The organism is Variovorax sp. Sphag1AA (assembly GCF_014192575.1).
In the GTDB taxonomy this organism is placed as follows: domain Bacteria; phylum Pseudomonadota; class Gammaproteobacteria; order Burkholderiales; family Burkholderiaceae_C; genus Variovorax.
On sequence record NZ_JACHYC010000009.1, the window covers coordinates 121,162 to 138,812 of the forward strand.

Sequence of the window (17,651 nt, forward strand, 5' to 3'; positions counted from 1 at the left end):
CGGGTTTGAGGCACACACCGTGTGCGCCATACCCAGAAGACGTTCGAGCCCGCGCCGTTGTGACAGGCGGGCCGCAATCAGTGCGGAAGCATCGCCGCGAGCCGCGCCAGCTTGTCAGGATTGCGCTGAACATGAATGCGCAGGATGCGCTGCCCGTCCGTCTCGTACGACTGCGCCGATTCGAGCACCCCGTCGATGAAGCGCAGCAGACCCCACTGCCCGTTGATGTTCGCGATCTCGACGCGCTGCGCCGAACCGAAGCGCCGCGCGCTCGCGAAATAGAGCTGCGCGATGCGCTGGCTGCCCACCAGCGGCTTGCCGAAGCTCGGCACCTTGCCGCCACCGTCGCCGATCAGCTCGGCCCGTTCGGAGAGCATCGACTTCAGCGCCGCGAGGTTGCCGTCTGTGATCGCCGCCGCGAAGTCGCCGAGAAGCCGCCGGTGCGCGTCGGGCGAGACGTCGAAGCGCGGGCGCTCCTCGCGCAGCTGCGCCTTCGCGCGGTGCACGAGCTGGCGGCAGGCGGCCTCGCTCTTGCCGATCATTTCGGACACCTGCGGGTAGTCGGCATCGAACACCTCGCGCAGCAGGAAGGCGGCACGCGCCTCCGGAGACAGGCGCTCCAGCAGCATCAGGAAGGCGGTGGACACCTCGTCCGCCCGCTCCAGCATCTGGTCCGGCGTGGGCGGCGAATCGGTCAGGATCGGCTCGGGCAGCCAGATGCCGACGTAGTGCTCGCGGCGCACTTTGGCGCTGCGAAGGCGGTCGATCGACAGGCGCGTGGCAATGGTGACCAGCCAGGCCTCGGCGCTCTCCAGCGTCTCGGGGTCGGTCTCGTGCCAGCGCAGCCAGACGTCCTGAACCACTTCCTCGGCCTCGGCCATCGAGCCGAGCATGCGGTAGGCGATGCCTTCCAGGCGGGGGCGGAGCTGGTCAAAAGTGCGGGTTGAATCGTCCATATCTCGCGTAGACGTTCGAGGCAGGCGTTTTGTGACGTCCGGCCGGGGCGTGCGATCTTGCCACGCCGATTCAGGACGCCGCTAGACTCCACGCCGTATGCGCCCCGGCGCACTCCCCCACCCGATCGCAGGAGGCAGACGCCCCATGACAGAGTCCCGGTCCCGGCCCTCGTCGCGGCTTGCACGGCGCGCACCGGCGGGGGCGCGCGCGGATTTCGGGCGGCTGGTCGAAACCGGGCTTCGAATGAGCGCATTGCGCAGCACTGCCGAGGTGCAGCGATTTGTCGTCGGCGAGGTGAAGGCGCTTCTCGGTGCGCAACGTGTGTTGCTGGTGCTGGAAACAGGGGACGGCCCGCGCATCACCGGGTCGAAACTGCCGCGCGGCGAAAAGGCCACCGAACTCCTTCGCGCGATCGGACCTTGGCTGGCCGAAGCTCGCGTCACCCGCTCGACCCGCCTTCGCCATGGCCCGGAAGGCGCCAGGCCGGCGGCCCAGCGCTCGTGTCTGATCGCGCCTCTGGTTGCGCAAGACGAGTTGACGGGCTTTCTCTATGCCGACGTCGAAGGTCCCGAGGGTCGCTTCGAGCAAACGCACCAGGAGGCGCTCTCGGCACTGGCGGCCCAGACGGCCGCCGTGTTGTCCGGCGTCCGCACCCGCGAGCGGCTCGAAAGCACGCTGGCCGCGCGCAGCGCCGAACTCGCGCAGAACGCGGGCGCGCTCTCGCTGATCGACCGGATCCAGGACGGCATCGCGGCGCGGCTGGAGTTTTCGGCGATCGTCCAGATGGTCGGCGACAAGCTGCGCGAGGTCTTCGACTCCGGCGACGTCACGATCCTGTGGTGGGACGACAAGACCCAGCTCGTGCAGGCCCTCTACCGCTACGAGCACAACCGCCCCCTGCCGCTGCCGCAAGCCCGCCTGCTTCAGCCCGGCGAGCCGCTGGAGCGCATCCTGCTGCGCCGCGAGGTGGGTGTCCTGAACACGCGCGACGAACAGACCCGGATCGGGCTTGCCCCGCACCCGGGCACGGACTGGGCGCTTTCGCTTGCGGCGGTGCCGATCCTCGGGCGGGACCGCGTACTCGGTGCGCTCGGGCTGCAGAACCACGAGCGCGAATACGCCTTCGGGCACGAACAGATCCAGCTCCTCGAAACCGTGGCCGCGACCATGGGCGCGGCGCTGGAGAACGCCCGCCTGTTCGACGAAACGCAGGAAGCGCTCGCTCGGCAGACCGCCACGTCGGAGGTGCTGAAGGTCATCAGCGGCTCGCCGACCGACGTGCAGCCGGTGTTCGATACCGTCGCCGAGCGCGCCGGGCTGCTGTGCCGCGCCGAGGGCAGCCGGGTGTGGCTGGCCGCTGGCGACTGCCTGCGCGCCATGACCAGCTACGGGCCGGGCTATGGCGGCGACGGCGCCGGGCTCGAACTGCCGCTACGCCGCACCTCGATCGGCGGACGGTGCTTTGTCGACCAGTGCTGCGTGCACGTCGAAGACGTCGTGCCGCTGATCGACACGGAGTACCCCGACGTCCGCGAGCTCCAGGCGCGCAACGGCTTCCGCACGGTGCTGGCGGTGCCGATGCTGCGCGACGGCCGGGCCATCGGCGTGATCTCGCTGCTGCGCAACCAGGTCCGGCCTTTCTCGGCGGCAGAGATCGCGCTGGTGCAGACCTTCGCCGACCAGGCGGTGATCGCGATCGAGAACGTGCGCCTCTTCAACGAGACCCGCGAGGCGCTCGAGCAGCAGACCGCGACCAGCGATGTGCTGCAGGTCATCAGCGGGTCGATGGCAGATGCGCAGCCGGTGTTCGACAAGATCCTCGAGAGTTGCCAGCGACTGTTCTCCAGCTCGCAGATGGGCATCGCGCTGATCGGCTACGACGGCCTGGTCCATCTCGGCGCGCATCGCGGCTCGGCCCGAGAGGTGCTGGAGAGGCACTACCCGCGACCGCCGGAGCACGAGCGGGAGAGCGACCGGTTCCTGGCGGACGTCGAGGTGATGCACATCCCTGACGTGATGGCCGAAAAATCGCACCTGCCTCCGTTCATGCGAGAGATCGCAGAGAAGGTCGGCAGCTACGCGATCATGATCGCGCCGCTGATGTGGGAAGGCCGCTCCATCGGTTCGATCCACGTCACCCGCCAACCCGTCGGCCGGTTCGCGGACAAGGAGATCAGGCTCCTGAAGACCTTCGCTGACCAGGCCGTCATCGCGATCCAGAACGCCGCGCTCTTCAAGCAGGCGCAGGAAGCGCGGGTGGCCGCCGAGGCCGCGAACGAAGCCAAGAGCGCCTTCCTCGCAACCATGAGCCACGAGATCCGTACGCCGATGAATGCTGTCATCGGCATGAGCGGGCTGTTGCTGGACACGCAACTCGACATCGAGCAGCAGGACTACGTCTCCACCATCCGCGAGTCGGGCGATGCGCTGCTGACCATCATCAACGACATCCTCGACTACTCGAAGATCGAGGCCGGCCGGATGGACATCGAGTCGCATCCCTTCGACCTGCGCGACTGCGTGGAGACCGCGCTCGATCTCGTGAGCGCACGCGCCACCGAGAAGGACCTCGACACCGCCTATGTGTTCGAAGGCGACGTGCCCGATGCGGTCAGCGGCGATCTTGCGCGGCTGCGACAAGTGCTGCTCAACTTGCTGAGCAATTCGGTGAAGTTCACCGAGCGCGGCGAGGTGGTCGTTTCCGTCAGCTCGGAGAAGCTGCCCAATCGCAATGTGCGACTGACCTTCGCGGTGCGCGACACCGGCATCGGGCTGTCGGAACAAGGCAAGAGCAGGTTGTTCCAGTCGTTCTCGCAGGCCGATTCGAGCACCACGCGCAAATACGGTGGTACAGGTCTGGGCTTGGCGATCAGCAAGCGGCTGGCCGAACTCATGGGCGGGACCATGTGGGTCGAGAGCGCCGGGCCGGGCACTGGCTCGACCTTCTTCTTCACCATCGAGGCGCCGGTCGCCGGCCTGCCACCGAGCCGTCGCCGCGACTTCCTCGGGGTGCAGCCCGAGATGGCGGGCAAGCGGCTCCTCATCGTGGACGACAACGCGACCAACCGCCGCGTGCTGTCGCTGCAGACCGCCAAGTGGGGCATGGATTCGCGCATGACTGCATCGCCGCTCGAAGCGCTTCAGTGGCTCGATGCCGGCGAACGATTCGACGTCGCGATCGTCGACATGCACATGCCGGAGATGGATGGGCTCGAGCTCGCGCAGCGCATCCGTGCAAAGCATGCCGCGTTGCCGCTCGTCCTCTTCAGTTCCATCGGTCGGCGCGAGACGGGCGATGGCCAATCGGTCTTCAGCGCCCATCTTTCCAAGCCGATCCACCAGTCACAGCTCTTCGACACGCTCGCCGGCCTGCTGGTGCGCGACCCATCGGCCCGGCCCGCGCCGACCGCGGCGCCGAAGCCGCAGCTCGATCCCTCGATGGGAGCGCGGCATCCGCTGCGCATCCTTCTCGCGGAGGACAACGCGGTCAACCAGAAGCTCGCGCTGCGCCTGCTGCAGCAGATGGGCTACCGCGCCGATCTCGCGTCCAACGGCATCGAGGCGGTGGAATCGGTGCAGCGGCAAGCCTACGATGTCGTGTTGATGGACGTACAGATGCCGGAACTCGACGGGCTCGATGCCGCGCGACAGATCTGCACGATGCTCGCCGCACCCGCGCGCCCGCGCATCGTCGCGATGACCGCGAATGCGATGCAGGGCGACCGCGAGATGTGCATGGCAGCGGGCATGGACGACTACCTCACCAAGCCGATCCGGGTGGACCGGCTCGTCGAGGCACTCAACAGCGTGCCCGCACGAAAGGACCGATGAAATGAGTGAAGCAATCATCGACCCCGCGACTTTTGCCGAACTGCAGGAGACCGCGGGTGCCGATTTCGTCAACGAACTGGTGCAGACCTTCATGGAAGAAGCGCCGGCGATGCTGCAGGAGCTGCGCGAGGCGCTTGCGGCCGGCAAGGCCGACGACTACCGGCGCGCGGCGCATTCGCTGAAATCGAACAGCCTGACTTTCGGCGCGCGCACGCTCGGCGCCATGGCCCGGGAGCAGGAGCTCGGCGGCCTGCCGCCGGACGGCGCTCCGGTGGACGCGTTGGCACAGGAATACGAGCGCGTCGCGGCGGCGCTCACGGAGCTCTGCCATGGTTGAACCGCGACATGCACCCGCCCGCCTGCTGGTCACGGACGACAACAAGGTCAATCGCCTGCTGATGACGCGCAGTCTCGAGCTGCAAGGCCACACGGTCGAGTGCGCGGAAAACGGACGCGTCGCGCTCGAATTCCTGCGCCGGGACTCGTTCGACCTGATGCTGCTCGACATGGAAATGCCCGAGATGAACGGCTTCCAGGTGCTGGAGCAGCTCAGCGACGACCCCAAGTTGCGCGATCTGCCGGTAATCGTCACTTCATCGCTCGAAGGCGTTTCGAACATTGCGCGCTGCATCGAGCTGGGCGCCGAAGACTATCTGCACAAGCCGGTCAACCCGGTGCTGCTCAAGGCGCGCATCGATTCGAGCCTGGAGAAGAAGCGGCTGCGCGATCAGCAGAAGGAAATGGTGCGCCGCTTCGCGACTTCCGAAGTCGCGCAGGACCTGCAGCAGTCCGGCTTCGCGCTCGGCGGGCGGCGTGTGCACGCGACGGTGATGTTCTGCGACATCCGCGGCTTCACGGCGCTGGTCGAATCGCAGCCGCCGGAAGAAACGATCGAACTGCTCAACACCTACTACACGCTGATGTTCGATGCGATCAACGGCCACGGCGGTGTGGTGAACCAGATGATCGGCGACGGGCTGATGGCGATCTTCGGTGCACCGCTGCCGCTGGAGGATCACAGCGCCGCGGCCGTCTACGCCGCGCTCGACATGATGGAGATGATCGAGCTGCTGAACGTGGAGCGCGTCGCCGCGAAGAAGACTCCGCTACGCATCGGCGTGGGCATCGCCACCGGCGAGATGGTCGCCGGCTATACGGGCACGCATCAGCGCGCCACCTACACCTGCATCGGCGACACGGTCAACCTCGCAGCGCGGCTTGAGGAACACACGAAAGTCGCCAAGCGCGGGATCCTGATCGACCCCGCGACCTGCGCGGAAATCGAGGGCCGTGTCGAAGTCGAGGCGCTCGGCCCGGCGCAGTTCAGGGGCAAGTCGGCGCCGGTGGAAGTGCACGCGGTCGCCGGCCCTGCCGCGACCTAGGCCTTCCCGACCACCCGGTCGATCCAGGCCAGCAGCACCGCGACGACTTCCTCGCGATTGGTTTCGTTCAGCGTCTCGTGCCGCGCGCCGCCGAAGACGTGGGCCGACACGTCGCGCAGCCCGGCTTCGCGGTAGCGCCGCACCAGCGGATAGAACCACTCGCCCTTGTGGCTCACCGGGTCCTGGTCGCCGATGAACAGATAGAGCGGCAGTTCGGGCCGGATGTGCTCGCGCATGACGGGCGGCGTGAGATCGCCGATGTGCGCGAACATCGAGCCCATGCCCTCGGGCGTCACAGTGAAACCGCACAGCGGGTCGTTGATGTAGGCGTCGACCTGTGCGTGGTCGCGGCTCAGCCAGTCGAAGGACGTGCGCACATCGGGCAGGGCGGCGTTCATGTCCTCGAGGCGGAAACCGGATTGCAGCGCAGCACCCAGCAGGTCGAGTGCGGTGGTGCCGGAGAGCGCGGCGCCAGCCAGCATTCCGCTGTACTTGAGGAGGTAGTACTGCGCCGCGAAGGAGCCCATGCTGTGGCCGAGCAGGATCAACGGCAGGCCCGGATGCCTGCCGCGCGCGTGGCGGCTCAGTACGGCCATGTCGTCCACCAGCCCCTCGAAGCCGCGCGGTCCGAAGTTGCCAAGCTGGCCGAGCGACTGCGCCAGCCGGCCATGACCACGATGCTCGTTGGCATAGACCGCGCAGCCGGCCTGCGTCAGCGCATCGGCGAGCGGCCTGTAGCGCAGCGCGTGCTCGCCCATGCCGTGCGCGATCTGCACGATGGCGCGCTCACGCGATGGGTCCTGAGCTTGCCAGCGGTGGGCTTCTATGGCCTGTGCGTCGGTTCCGGTGAGTTCGAAGTGCGTTTCCGTGCTTTGCATCTGTGGTCGTCTCCCGTTCTTGAAGATCACAGCCTACCGCTTGCAGATGCCGAGCACCATCTCCTGTTCGGTACATGGGCGCGTCCTCGGAGGAGGATTCGAGGTGTACGACTGCGCGGCCGCAGCCTGGCCCGCGATGCAGGTGCGCATGCGCTTTTCCATCGGGCCGTAGTAGCGCCAGCCCTGCCGCAGCGGCGGCAGTTCGAGGCGAACCTGCTTCCACTTGGGATGGCCGTTGGCCTGGAGCTTGTCGAAGTTCGCGCACAGCGAGTCGGCAAATCGCACGAGGTTGCCGACCGTCGACTGCAGTCCGTAGTCGTAAGTGACGAGGTAGGCCTTCACCGTCAGCGTCGGCACGTCCTCGGTGAGCCAGCTGGGGTAGCTGGAAGTGCGGATCGTCGCCGGGAAGTAGGTCTTCATCGCGCGCGCCGATTCGGTGGCCTTCTCGTCGAGCTTGAGGATCTTGATGTACTTGCGCGCTTCGGGCTTCATGTCGGAAAAGAGCTTCGCAGGCTGCCCGGCGACGATGATCGCGACGTCGATGCTCTTCTCGACGGTGAGCTGCGCGAGCGCCTCCTCGTTGGTGAGGTATTGCGCGCTGGCCGCCGGAATGGGTTCGTCGAACATGAGCTGGTAGAGCGTGCGCGAACTCAACGCGGTGCCGCTGCCGATGGGGCCGACGCCGATCTTCTTGTTCTTGATCTCGTGGATGTATTCCAACGGCGCATCGGCGCGCGCGACGAAATAGATCTCCTCGTCATAGAGCGGCATGATCAGCCGCAGCGGTCGGATGATGTTGCCCGCATCGGGATTACCGGCCTTCGCTTCGTCGAGGAAGGCCTGGTACACGTCTGACTGCACCAGCGCCAGCTTCACGCCAGGCTCGAAGCGCATGCGCGAGATGTTCTCGGCCGAACCCTTGGACTCCAGCACCTCGAGCTCGATGCCTGCCGGCTCGGCGACGTACTTGGCGAGATCGCGGCCGATCTGGATGTAGGTGCCGGCCTTCGACGCGGTGACGATCTTGTATTGCGCCCTGGGCTGCTGCGCGGCGGCAAAGGGCAGAAGGGCGATCAGGATCAGCCCGGTCAGTATGGATCTGAGTGGCATGTCGGCTCCTTCGGGGTTGGTGATCGTTGGCGCTGCGGCGGCACCTCATGGCGCCTTGCCGGCATCCGTTGAACACAGGGACAGCGCGGCGAGGGCTTCGTTGCACTGCCCTTCCTTCGCCTGCGCGGGCGCGCTGTTCCTGGTCGTAGCAACCGGCGCTGCAGCCGCGGGGACCTGTGCCGCCTTCGTCGCCTCCACGGCCGGCGGTTCGCGGGACTCCGGCACGCCGATCGCCTGCGACGCCCTTTTCGCGGCGTCGCGAAGCTGTTCGCGCCGGGTTTCCTGCTCCTGCATGCGCCGGTCCAGTTCCTCGCGCAGCGGCTGCAGGGTCGGGTTGTCCGAATAGTCGGCGTCCAGCGAATCGAGCGTGCGCTCAGCGGTGCTCAGATCGCCGCGGCCGAGGGCCGCGCGCACCTGCGCGATGTCGGACTGGAAGGCGCGCGCCTTGCCGGGCTCGGTGCGTTTGTCGAAGTAGAAGTAGTCGAGCGCCAGCGTGAACGCGAACAGCACCACCGCCGCCACGAGGCTGATGGCCAGTCCGCCGATCCAGCGCATCGGCCGTGAGCGCTCGGGTTCTTCCTGCTGCCAGAAGCTGTCCGGCGTGGTGTAGGCGGGCCGGGCCGGGCGCAGCGCGATCGGCACTGCGGGCGCCGCGACGACCGCGCGTCCGGCGGAGGCCTTCTGTCGCGCACGCCTCGGCATGATCAGTGTCTGATCGTCGTCGAGCGGTGGCAGCGTATCGGGGCTTTCGAACTCCGAGAGGGCATGCAGACCCTCCACCTCCTCGGTGGGCGCGCCCTGGTCGTAGCTGCAGAACGGGCAGATCCGTTCCTGCGGATGCAGCAGCGCCGCACAGTGCTTGCAGGGCACCGAGAAAGCGGGCGGGTCCGAATGGGCCGAAGTCGACATGGCTCCCTAAGACGTCTGGTGATTACCGTCTAAACCGTGGTTGGATCAAACCATGACGGACCGTGCGGATTTGTTTCAAGTTGAAAACCCGCTTGCAACTCAGCCTTGCACCAAAGTGCCATAGACCGTCCAGGGGCGATTTAGTACGTTGGCGTTTTTGGACCGTCTTCCACGTCATCGAAAGGAACGCGCTACATGAGGGGCCTGGCTGCTCGCTGCAGGAATGCCTTCGTTCTGTTGCTTGCAGCCGGCGCGCTCTCCCAGCCGGCGCGCGCCTTCATGGAAGGCTTCATCGACCAGCAGGACGGGCACCTCGACATCTCGGACTGGATGATCGATCGCAAGGGCTTCCTGCCGGTGCCGATCGTCATCACCGAACCCGCCGTGGGCTATGGCGGTGGGGTGGCGCTGATGTTCGTGCGCAATTCGCTCGGAGAGAGCGCCGAGCGCGCCAAGGAAACCGGGCACATGACGCCGCCGGACATCTTCGTGCTCGGCGGCGCCGCGACCGAGAACGGCACCAAGGCCGCCTTCGCCGGCGGCATGATGACCTTCCTGGACGACCGCTGGCGCTATCGCGGCGGTGTCGGCCGCGCGGACGTGAACCTGGCTTTCTACGGCATCGGCGGCAGCGGGCTCGGTGGCGATGCGCGCAGCATCGACTACTCGCTGGACGGCTGGATGTCGATGCAGCAGGTGCTCCGGCGCATCGGCGACAGCGACAACTGGCTGGGCGCGCGCTGGATCTTCCTGGACCTGGGCAGCAAGCTCGACCTCAGCCAGGACCCGCGCTCGGGCTTGTCACCCGATCAGACGACGCGTAAGACCTCGGGGCTCGGATTGACCCTGGAGCACGATTCGCGCGACAACATCTTCACGCCGTCCAAAGGTTGGACCGGCGCTTTCGACGCGACCTTCTACGACCCCGACTGGGGCAGCGACACGCGCTTCCAGAGCTATCGGGCGCACGTGTTCGCCTACTTGCCGATCGACAAGAGCCTGGTGCTCGCCGGCCGGCTCGACGGCCGCAGCGTGAGCGGCCGGGTGCCCTTCTACATGCTGCCCTTCATCGACATGCGCGGCATTCCGGCGGCGCGCTACCAGGACGACCATACGGCGGTGATCGAGACCGAGCTGCGCTGGTCATTCACGCCGCGCTGGGCGGCGGTCGGCTTCATCGGCGCGGGGCGCGCGTGGGGGAAATCGACCGACTTCGGCGACGCAACGACGGCGGTGAGCAGGGGCGTGGGCTTTCGCTACCTGATCGCGCGCCGGCTCGGACTTTGGGTGGGCATGGACTACGCCAAGGGGCCGGAAAGCGGAACCTGGTACATCCAGGTGGGCAACGCATGGCGTTGATGGGGCGCCGGGGGCGCTTGCTGCTGCCCTTGTCATGCTGCCATGATGCCCCGAACCCCTGGGCGGGTGCATGCAGATGGCTGCGCGCATCGCTTGGTCCACCGCCTCGGTCGAGGCAAAGTCTGCGAGCTTGACGACTTCAAGACCTTGGAAGTTGTCACGCTCGCTGGTGACGCCCACAAAGGCGACCCCGGCCTCTCGCGCGGCGTCCAGGTCGCCCAGCGAATCGCCGAAGAAGACGACTTCTTGATGACCTCTGGCAACGAACTCGAGCACACCCTCGACGACCGGCGCGACAGCGAGCGAGGCTTCGAGGCTCTTCGCATACTGCGCAAGGTACTGAGCGAGTCGTTCCGGCGTAGCCTCCAATCCGATGATGGTTTCGAGTATCGCAACCAGTTTGTCGCGGCGGTGGCCTCGCAGCGCCCTATTCCGTTGTCAGTTTGCAGGTGCTCCCATCGGCCTGAGGGCACGGCTCCGGGGTTGCTACTCTGCGGGGCCGCCACGAATCACGGCCGCCGAACGCTGGATCTGCGCAGCCATCAGCCGCTGCATGCGCGTTGGTGGCTCCCGGTGCACGACAAGGTCGATGACCCAGCCGACCGTCACCAGGACAGCCAGTGCGCCGAGGCTGAAGATCTCTGATTCCATTGCGCGCTCCTGAGTCGTGAAGGCGCTACTTTGCGAGGCGCAGTCCGGCTTGTGAATCCTCCAAACGGACGGCGCGGTCTGTGACGCAGTTACCTTTTTTGCCAGCGATCGTGTGCTATGGGCTCTTGCAGCCGGTTGCTCGTGTTTACGCGATCTTTGCAATCACTCCGTGCACGAGGCTTCTTGCGAGGGCGTTTTATTGGCACGGGGCGCAACTTGCCTCGAACAGGAGATTTCAAACATGCGCCCCAATCGCTCTTCGTTGGTCAAACTGGCTGCTGCCGGCTTCGTAGCCGTGTCGGCGCTTACTGTCGCCGTCTCCGCAAGCGCTGGAACAAGCTGGTCAGTCGGTATCGCAGCGCCGGGCGTGGCGATCGGCGTATCCGAGCCTGCACCTCCCGTCTACTACAGGCCAGCGCCGGTCTATTCGCCCCCGGCCCCCGTGTACTACCAACCCCCGCCGGTGTACTACCACCCTGCCCCGCCCGTGGCCTATGTACCAGGCCGCGGGTACTACGGGCCTGCGTACCGCTCAGAAGGGCGTGGGTTCTATCGTGCCGAGTGGGATGGTGGTCGTCGCTGGGATCGCCGTGATGGGTATCGTCGTGACTGGGAACATGAGCGGCACGAGGGTCGCCGTGGTTGGGGCGATCGCGACTGACCATGTGGCGCAAGAGTGCGCTGGAGTACCTGGACTCTGGCGACGATCCGCGAACAGACGCACCTGAACTGCGAGCCTAGTTCTTCTCCGTTCGCCCGAAGCGATCCACTGTTGCGCCGGCCACGCTGACAAATTTGTCACTCGGTGCAGTAGCAGGCCGCAGGTTCCGCTTGAAATATGAATGACTAAGCATTCGTTTTTGCCTTCTGATGAAGAGGCATACGAAGTGCTGCGGTTGAGCAATCGATGAGCCGATCGTTGCCATCGACCCGAACGGAAAAAAGCGGAATCTGCAGATGACTAGTTGGAGTTCAAGCGCGCGAGCGGCACGTCGACCAATCACATCGCTCGGAATGGTCCCGCAATGAGGGTCGCGACACTCTTGTGGAATCACGATGCGATGGCACACATCTCTCACGCATTGGTTGCTCAGGGCATCGAGGCTGAGGCCTTCAGGGACTCCGGATCATTCATCGCCGCTCACGCCTCGAATGCGTTTGCGGCGATCTTGATCGAGGATTCGGAGACGCACATTGCCGAGTGCCTGGCGGAGTTGCGCCAACAGCTGACGGCACAAACGGCGATCATCGTGATTGGCGCGGGTGGCGCCGCCAGAATCTCGCGCGCCCTGCTGATGGGTGCTGATGACTATGCAATCAGCTGCGAGCCCATGTCGCACCATCTGGTCCAGCGCGCGATTGCGCGCATCAGCGTCAAGCTTCGCGCATCGCAGAGCCCCGCATTGAAGATCGGCGCCTACACCCTCGATCTCGCGAATGGCGTCCTGCGTTCGCATCGCCGGAACGAACGTCTGACCTCGCGCGAGTTGACGCTGACGCGCGTTCTCTTCGAGCGATGCAATCAGCTCGTGGCGACCGAAGAGCTTTGCCAGGCTCTATGCGGTCGCATCGACGACACCGCCGAGCGCGCGGTGAAGCAACACGCCTACGAACTACGCAGAAAACTTCAGCGCGTCGTGCCGACGCACGGCGAATCGCTGCGCATCGAAACGGTGTACGGCAAGGGCTATCGCCTGAGCTGGTAGCGGCTTTCGTTTTTTGCCAGGCGGGTGACAAATCGTGTCAGGCGCGCGACGTCTTCCATGGCGTCAAGGACCTGGCATGAAGACTGCGCAATTCATCCACGACGTCTGCCATGAACTTCCCTGAAGTTCATGCGCAACAACTTATTCAAGACGCGAGGAGAAGAATTGTGGACGGGAAGAATCTAGGCGCCGTGCTGATTGCCGCGGCCGTATTGAGCGCTTGCGGCGGAGGTGGTGGGTCCAAGTCCGGGGTGATTGGGGCTACCGCGACATCCCCCGCAGTCACGACGCCTTCTGCTTCGCAAGCAGATGGCACTGCGGGCGAACCGGAGAACATCGGCACCCAGATCGACATGCCCAACCCCGTGCCGCCATCGCCGGCACTGCCACCGACGCAGCCCGTGTCGGTCGACGCAAGCCTGGGTATCACGAGCTTCTATCCGCTGTACGCAGCAGGCTCGCCGGTCACGGAGCAAATCCAGTACCGCGAGACCGATGGAACGCTCGTAACGCTGATGGGGATGCGCCCAACCGAACGACATGCGCGCGAGCGGGGTGAGGATTGGACCGCGCCCGACCAAGGGCCGGGCCGCTATCTCACCTTTCCATCGGCCTACTTCCAGAACCGCACTTACGGCATCGAGATTCGCGACCATGTGCCGGCAGGGAAGCAACTCATCGAGATGTTCCTGATCGTCAACGACGGAACCTTCGACGGCACGACCTTCAGCCTCTTTCGCAACAGCAACGACGAAAACGTGCGCGACTACGGCTGGGCACTCAACACGGGCTTCAACAATCCGGCCATGGGTGGCAAGCCGATCTGCACGGCGGGCAGCCGCGACTGCAAGATCGACTTCGATTCGTACTGGGACGTGCCCAAGGGCCAGCCGCACCGCGCGCTCAAGATGGGTGACGTGATCGAGCTGTCGCCCGCCGAGCGCCTGGAGCGCTTCGGCGACGGCATGCATGCCGGGGAACCCGTGTCCGACAGCCTCAAGGGCAAGGCCGTGGTCGATGGCGCCGGCAGCCGCTACTACTCGTTCGAACAGCTCTACGTCGTGGGTCAGGGCCTGGTGCCGTGGTACGGCGTCGCACCGCGCCTCAACTCCGCGCCGCTGCCCGAGGAAACGCTGCTCGGAGGGACGGCGAGTCTGTCGTACAACTACTCGGAAGAGCCGATGCGCGTCTTCCAGCAGATGTCCAACAACATCGGCATCGTCAACGCCAAGCGCTTCGTGCAGGGCCGGCGCCTGTTTCATACATCCTTCCTGGACGGCAAGCATTCCGAGCACCCTGACGACAACCCGGTGTTCGCGGCGCACGTGAACCAGCTCGGTCCGCGCTTCAATCAGGAACGCTGCATCGCGTGTCACACGCTCAACGGCCGCAGCATCGTCCCGGGCATCGGCACGCGTCTGGACTCGATGGCCGTGCTCACCGCCGCAGCCGCGTCGACCGGCGCCAATCCCCTGCCCGACGCGACCTACGGCGTGAACGTGCAGCAGCGCAGCCGCGATGCGAGCGCCACGGACCTGTCCGTGAGCGTGCAGTCGTACGACACCACGCTCTACACGCTGCCCGACGGCGAAAAGGTTGAACTGAGGAAGCCGGTCTATGCCTTCAAGGGACCCGTGCCCGCGAAGTACTCGGTGCGGCAAGCGGCGCAGGTCGTGGGCATGGGTCTGATCGAGGCGATCGACGAATCGACCATCCTCGCGCTGGCCGACCCGACCGATCGCGACGGTGACGGCGTGAAGGGCGTCCCCAACTGGGTGGCCGATCCGGAGACGGGGAAATTCCATCTGGGCCGCTATGGCTGGAAGGCCTCGAAGGCCACGCTGCGCCAGCAGATCGGCGATGCGTTGATGAAGGACATGGGCGTCACAAGCGCGGTGTTCCCATCGCGCGACTGCCAACGGCTCGGCCCCGATTGCCGCAATGCGGCAGCGGGCACGTCGATCTCCGCATCGGAGCTGGAGCGCCTGTCAGACTATCTTTCGCTACTGGCGGTGCCGGCGCAACGCAGCCTTCGCAGCGGCTTCCCGGCCGACACGCGCGTCTCGCCGGAGCACGACGTCAACCCCACGCAGATCAGCCGTGGCAGCGCCTTGTTCGCGCAAGCGCGATGCGTGGCCTGCCACACGCCGCAGATGAAGACCGGTGCGAACCATCCCTTTGCCGAGCTGCGCAACCAGACGATCCACCCCTACTCCAACCTGCTGCTGCACGACATGGGTCCGGGCCTTACAGACACCCTCGCCGAAGGCAAGGCGACCGCCAGCATGTGGCGAACGGCACCGCTCTGGGGACTGGGGTCGTTGAAGTACGTGCAGGGCAACGCGGACAGCGTCCACTACCTGCACGACGGCCGGGCGCGGACGTTGATGGAAGCCATCCTGTGGCATGGCGGCGAAGCCGCAGCGAGCCGCGGCAAGTTCGAAGCGATGTCCAAGGAGGAGCGGGACGCCGTGATCGAATTCCTGAGTTCCTTGTGATGGCTGCCGTCATGAAGAAGCTTCGCGTGAATCGCCTGGATCGCGTGCCGTCGGACGATCGTCGGCGCCTGCTCGCCGCGGGTCTCGCAACCTTGGCCACGGCTGGTCTCGCAGCCTGCGGCGGCGGCGGTGGTGGTGGTGCCGGCACTGCTGCAATCGCCGGCGCCGCCAATGCAGGTGGCAACGCTCCTGCTTCCTCAGCACCGGACTCCAGCAACCCCACCGCACAGCCTTCATCGGGCAGCAGCGTCGCAAGTCCCAGCAAGAGCACGAAGCGCGGCGTCGCCTACGACATTGCGACGGAGCAAGACATGGCTGCGCTCGCGCCCGGGGTCAGCTGGTGGTACGACTGGGGCCTGCGGCCGAATGGAGGCGCCCCTTCGGACCACACCACGCGCTTCGGCATGGACTTCGTTCCCATGCTGTGGGGCGACTTCGACGACGCGCAGGCACTCGCCTATCTGCAGTCGCACCCGGAGGTACGGCACCTGCTGCTGCTCAACGAGCCCAACCTCACCGACCAGGCCAACCTCACGCCGCCGCAAGCCGCGCAACTCTGGCCGCGCTACGAGGCGATCGCCGCGCAGACAGGCGTGCAACTTGTCGGACCCGCGATGACCTGGGGCACGATGCCCGGCTTTGCCGATCCGGTCGTATGGCTCGATGCGTTCTACGCCGCCTACCGCGGAGCCAACGGCAACCGCGATCCGCGTATCGACTACCTGGCCTTCCATTGGTACGACTACGGCCTCAAAGACCAGCTCGATCGCCTGAAGAAGTACGGCAAACCGTTCTGGGTTACCGAATTCGCGAACTGGCACAACGGCGACGGCAATGCCCAGATCGACACGGTGGACAAGCAGATGGCACAGATGACCGAGATGGTCGCGGTCTGTGAAGGGCGCGCGGACGTCTTCCGCTATGCATGGTTCACGGGCCGATGGACACAAGGCGGTGATCCGCACCACACGAGCCTGCTCGCGGCGAATGGTCAACTCACACCACTTGGCAGCCACTACCTGCAATTGCCGTAACCTAGCCCACGCCGCGCTACTGGTGGCCCGCTGGCGTTCACACGCGTACACTCGTGGCGGTCCCGTCCTCATGATCCCGGCAACAGGAGCGACGGCGCGCGATCTGGGGTTGGTCTTGCCGAAGGAGATCTTGCTTCGAGCTACGCGCGTCATTGATTGAAGCTCACTGAAACGGAGGTCCCGCATGGCCCAGCATGCAATCACCGCTGTTCACTACGACGGCGACAAGATCGATTTCGTGGCTGTTCATCCGGTTGCCGACAAGCAGCTCGGTTCGAATGAACTCGCATTGGGAGCGGCAAGACGGATCAGCATTCAGGAATGCATCGATCTCCTTGCCTCCGGTGAGGAAGTCAGCGCTGCGCGGCGCACCGAGAGTCACGTCTGGGAAGTGGTCTGCGATGTTCACCTCTTGCCCGGCGGACGCGACATCACAGGCGTCGACATTCTTGATCGGCCCAACGATGCCTTGCGCAGCCTGCCGACCTGGGGCTAACGGCTGGTCGACATAGCCGCATCCATTGGAATCCGCTGCTGCGCTGCCCTGTACGCCACCGGCTCGGCGATACCCAGCCGCTTGCGCGCGTCGTCGAGAGGTTCGTGCAGCAGGGCCTCATAGTCCTCGCCCAGCAACCACGCCGCGTTGCGCCCATTTCGCCAGCCTTCGATCACGGCGCGGACGAAGGCAGTGCTGCGAGTCACGCGCAGGCTCTTCAGCGCCGAGGCGAACGCGATGAAGGCCCAGCCGAGGCCACCTGTCTGCGCATAGCTGAACGCAACCAGGCTGGCTTCGCCGAGGGTTTCGTCGGCCTTGTAGCCGGTCAGGACGTGCCAGATGTCGTGGACGTCCCGGATTCGCCTGCCCATCCAGGCATAGGGGTGTTCGACCAGTGGTTCGCGGTCGAAATTCGAGATCTCGGCCAGGCCGGCAGCCGAGTAGCCCGTCGATTCGAGGAACGAGCGATAGGCGGCCCCAACGGTGCCAGGCTCGAAGCTCGCGATGAATGCCAGGTCGGAGAAACGCTCGGTCAACTCGACGCGGCGATAGGCAGTTTTCGGGCCATTGGGCGTCAGCATCAACCGGTCGAAATTCTTATGTGCCGCCCCTCCATTGAGCGAGCGCATGATGATGAACACCTGCGTCGTGTCGTCGCTGTTCGCAAGCAGTTTGCGCATCGCTCGGAATGCGGTCGGAAGATCGCGTTGATACATGGAAGTCGAACCGGCCATGAAAGCTCTCCTTTGTTGGCAACGTCGCCCCTACGAGCGGCGCTGCCTGGGTCTATTCAAGGGGCCGATGATTGCGGCAAGCCAATTGAGACAATGTCGTCTGCCC

Annotated in this window: 14 protein-coding genes; 8 read left to right on the forward strand and 6 right to left on the reverse strand. The window is 65.5% G+C overall.

Features of this window, described 5'->3' with window-relative positions; all coding sequences use genetic code 11:
* Window positions 1-77 precede the first annotated feature (77 nt).
* Window positions 78-956: an RNA polymerase sigma-70 factor gene (locus FHW64_RS30295; RefSeq protein WP_184532341.1), complete on the reverse strand. Its 879-nt coding sequence runs from the start codon at window positions 954-956 to the stop codon at window positions 78-80.
* Between the two features lie 145 nt (window positions 957-1,101).
* On the opposite strand from FHW64_RS30295, the gene FHW64_RS30300 reads away from it, so the two are divergent.
* The 3 genes from FHW64_RS30300 to FHW64_RS30310 are packed head-to-tail and all read left to right on the forward strand — an operon-like array spanning window position 1,102 to window position 6,170.
* Window positions 1,102-4,788, forward strand: coding sequence for a GAF domain-containing protein (locus tag FHW64_RS30300; RefSeq protein ID WP_184532343.1), 3,687 nt, complete (start codon window positions 1,102-1,104; stop codon window positions 4,786-4,788).
* A gap of 1 nt (window position 4,789) precedes the next feature.
* Complete coding sequence (locus FHW64_RS30305) at window positions 4,790-5,125, forward strand: Hpt domain-containing protein (protein ID WP_184532345.1); 336 nt, start codon at window positions 4,790-4,792, stop codon at window positions 5,123-5,125.
* Window positions 5,118-6,170 (forward strand): adenylate/guanylate cyclase domain-containing response regulator, encoded by a 1,053-nt coding sequence (locus FHW64_RS30310; RefSeq protein ID WP_184532347.1) that lies wholly within the window; start codon window positions 5,118-5,120, stop codon window positions 6,168-6,170. The genes FHW64_RS30305 and FHW64_RS30310 overlap by 8 nt, the downstream gene beginning before the upstream one ends.
* Here the strand turns inward: FHW64_RS30310 and FHW64_RS30315 are convergent.
* The 3 genes from FHW64_RS30315 to FHW64_RS30325 are packed head-to-tail and all read right to left on the reverse strand — an operon-like array spanning window position 6,167 to window position 9,067.
* Entirely contained in the window at window positions 6,167-7,048 is an 882-nt protein-coding gene (locus FHW64_RS30315; protein ID WP_184532350.1) for an alpha/beta fold hydrolase, read from the reverse strand. The two genes, FHW64_RS30310 and FHW64_RS30315, sit on opposite strands and share 4 nt — an antisense overlap.
* A 33-nt stretch (window positions 7,049-7,081) precedes the next feature.
* The gene (locus FHW64_RS30320) at window positions 7,082-8,158 is read right to left on the reverse strand and encodes a TAXI family TRAP transporter solute-binding subunit (RefSeq protein ID WP_184532352.1); all 1,077 of its coding nucleotides are present in this window, start codon (window positions 8,156-8,158) and stop codon (window positions 7,082-7,084) included.
* A gap of 45 nt (window positions 8,159-8,203) precedes the next feature.
* Window positions 8,204-9,067 carry a hypothetical protein gene (locus tag FHW64_RS30325; RefSeq protein WP_184532354.1) on the reverse strand — a complete coding sequence of 288 codons (864 nt, stop codon included), beginning with the start codon at window positions 9,065-9,067 and terminating at the stop codon, window positions 8,204-8,206.
* 195 nt (window positions 9,068-9,262) lie between these two features.
* Between FHW64_RS30325 and FHW64_RS30330 the strand changes: the two genes are divergently transcribed.
* Window positions 9,263-10,426, forward strand: coding sequence for a BamA/TamA family outer membrane protein (locus tag FHW64_RS30330; protein WP_184532356.1), 1,164 nt, complete (start codon window positions 9,263-9,265; stop codon window positions 10,424-10,426).
* 486 nt (window positions 10,427-10,912) lie between these two features.
* Here FHW64_RS30330 and FHW64_RS30335 read toward each other — a convergent pair whose 3' ends face one another.
* Complete coding sequence (locus tag FHW64_RS30335) at window positions 10,913-11,077, reverse strand: hypothetical protein (protein ID WP_184532358.1); 165 nt, start codon at window positions 11,075-11,077, stop codon at window positions 10,913-10,915.
* A 1,061-nt stretch (window positions 11,078-12,138) separates the two neighbouring features.
* Here FHW64_RS30335 and FHW64_RS30340 point away from each other — a divergent pair.
* The 4 genes from FHW64_RS30340 (at window position 12,139) to FHW64_RS30355 (ending at window position 16,811) form a co-directional block, all read left to right on the forward strand.
* On the forward strand, window positions 12,139-12,783 hold the full coding sequence (locus tag FHW64_RS30340) for a winged helix-turn-helix domain-containing protein (protein WP_184532360.1): 645 nt from the start codon (window positions 12,139-12,141) through the stop codon (window positions 12,781-12,783).
* Window positions 12,784-12,950: 167 nt separating this feature from the next.
* The gene (locus FHW64_RS30345; protein ID WP_221210559.1) at window positions 12,951-15,281 is read left to right on the forward strand and encodes a di-heme oxidoredictase family protein; all 2,331 of its coding nucleotides are present in this window, start codon (window positions 12,951-12,953) and stop codon (window positions 15,279-15,281) included.
* A gap of 11 nt (window positions 15,282-15,292) precedes the next feature.
* The gene (locus FHW64_RS30350; RefSeq protein WP_184532362.1) at window positions 15,293-16,315 is read left to right on the forward strand and encodes a glycoside hydrolase family protein; all 1,023 of its coding nucleotides are present in this window, start codon (window positions 15,293-15,295) and stop codon (window positions 16,313-16,315) included.
* Window positions 16,316-16,499: 184 nt separating this feature from the next.
* On the forward strand, window positions 16,500-16,811 hold the full coding sequence (locus FHW64_RS30355) for a hypothetical protein (protein ID WP_184532364.1): 312 nt from the start codon (window positions 16,500-16,502) through the stop codon (window positions 16,809-16,811).
* Here the strand turns inward: FHW64_RS30355 and FHW64_RS30360 are convergent.
* Entirely contained in the window at window positions 16,808-17,545 is a 738-nt protein-coding gene (locus tag FHW64_RS30360) for a Coq4 family protein (RefSeq protein WP_184532366.1), read from the reverse strand. The genes FHW64_RS30355 and FHW64_RS30360 overlap by 4 nt on opposite strands.
* Window positions 17,546-17,651 lie beyond the last annotated feature (106 nt).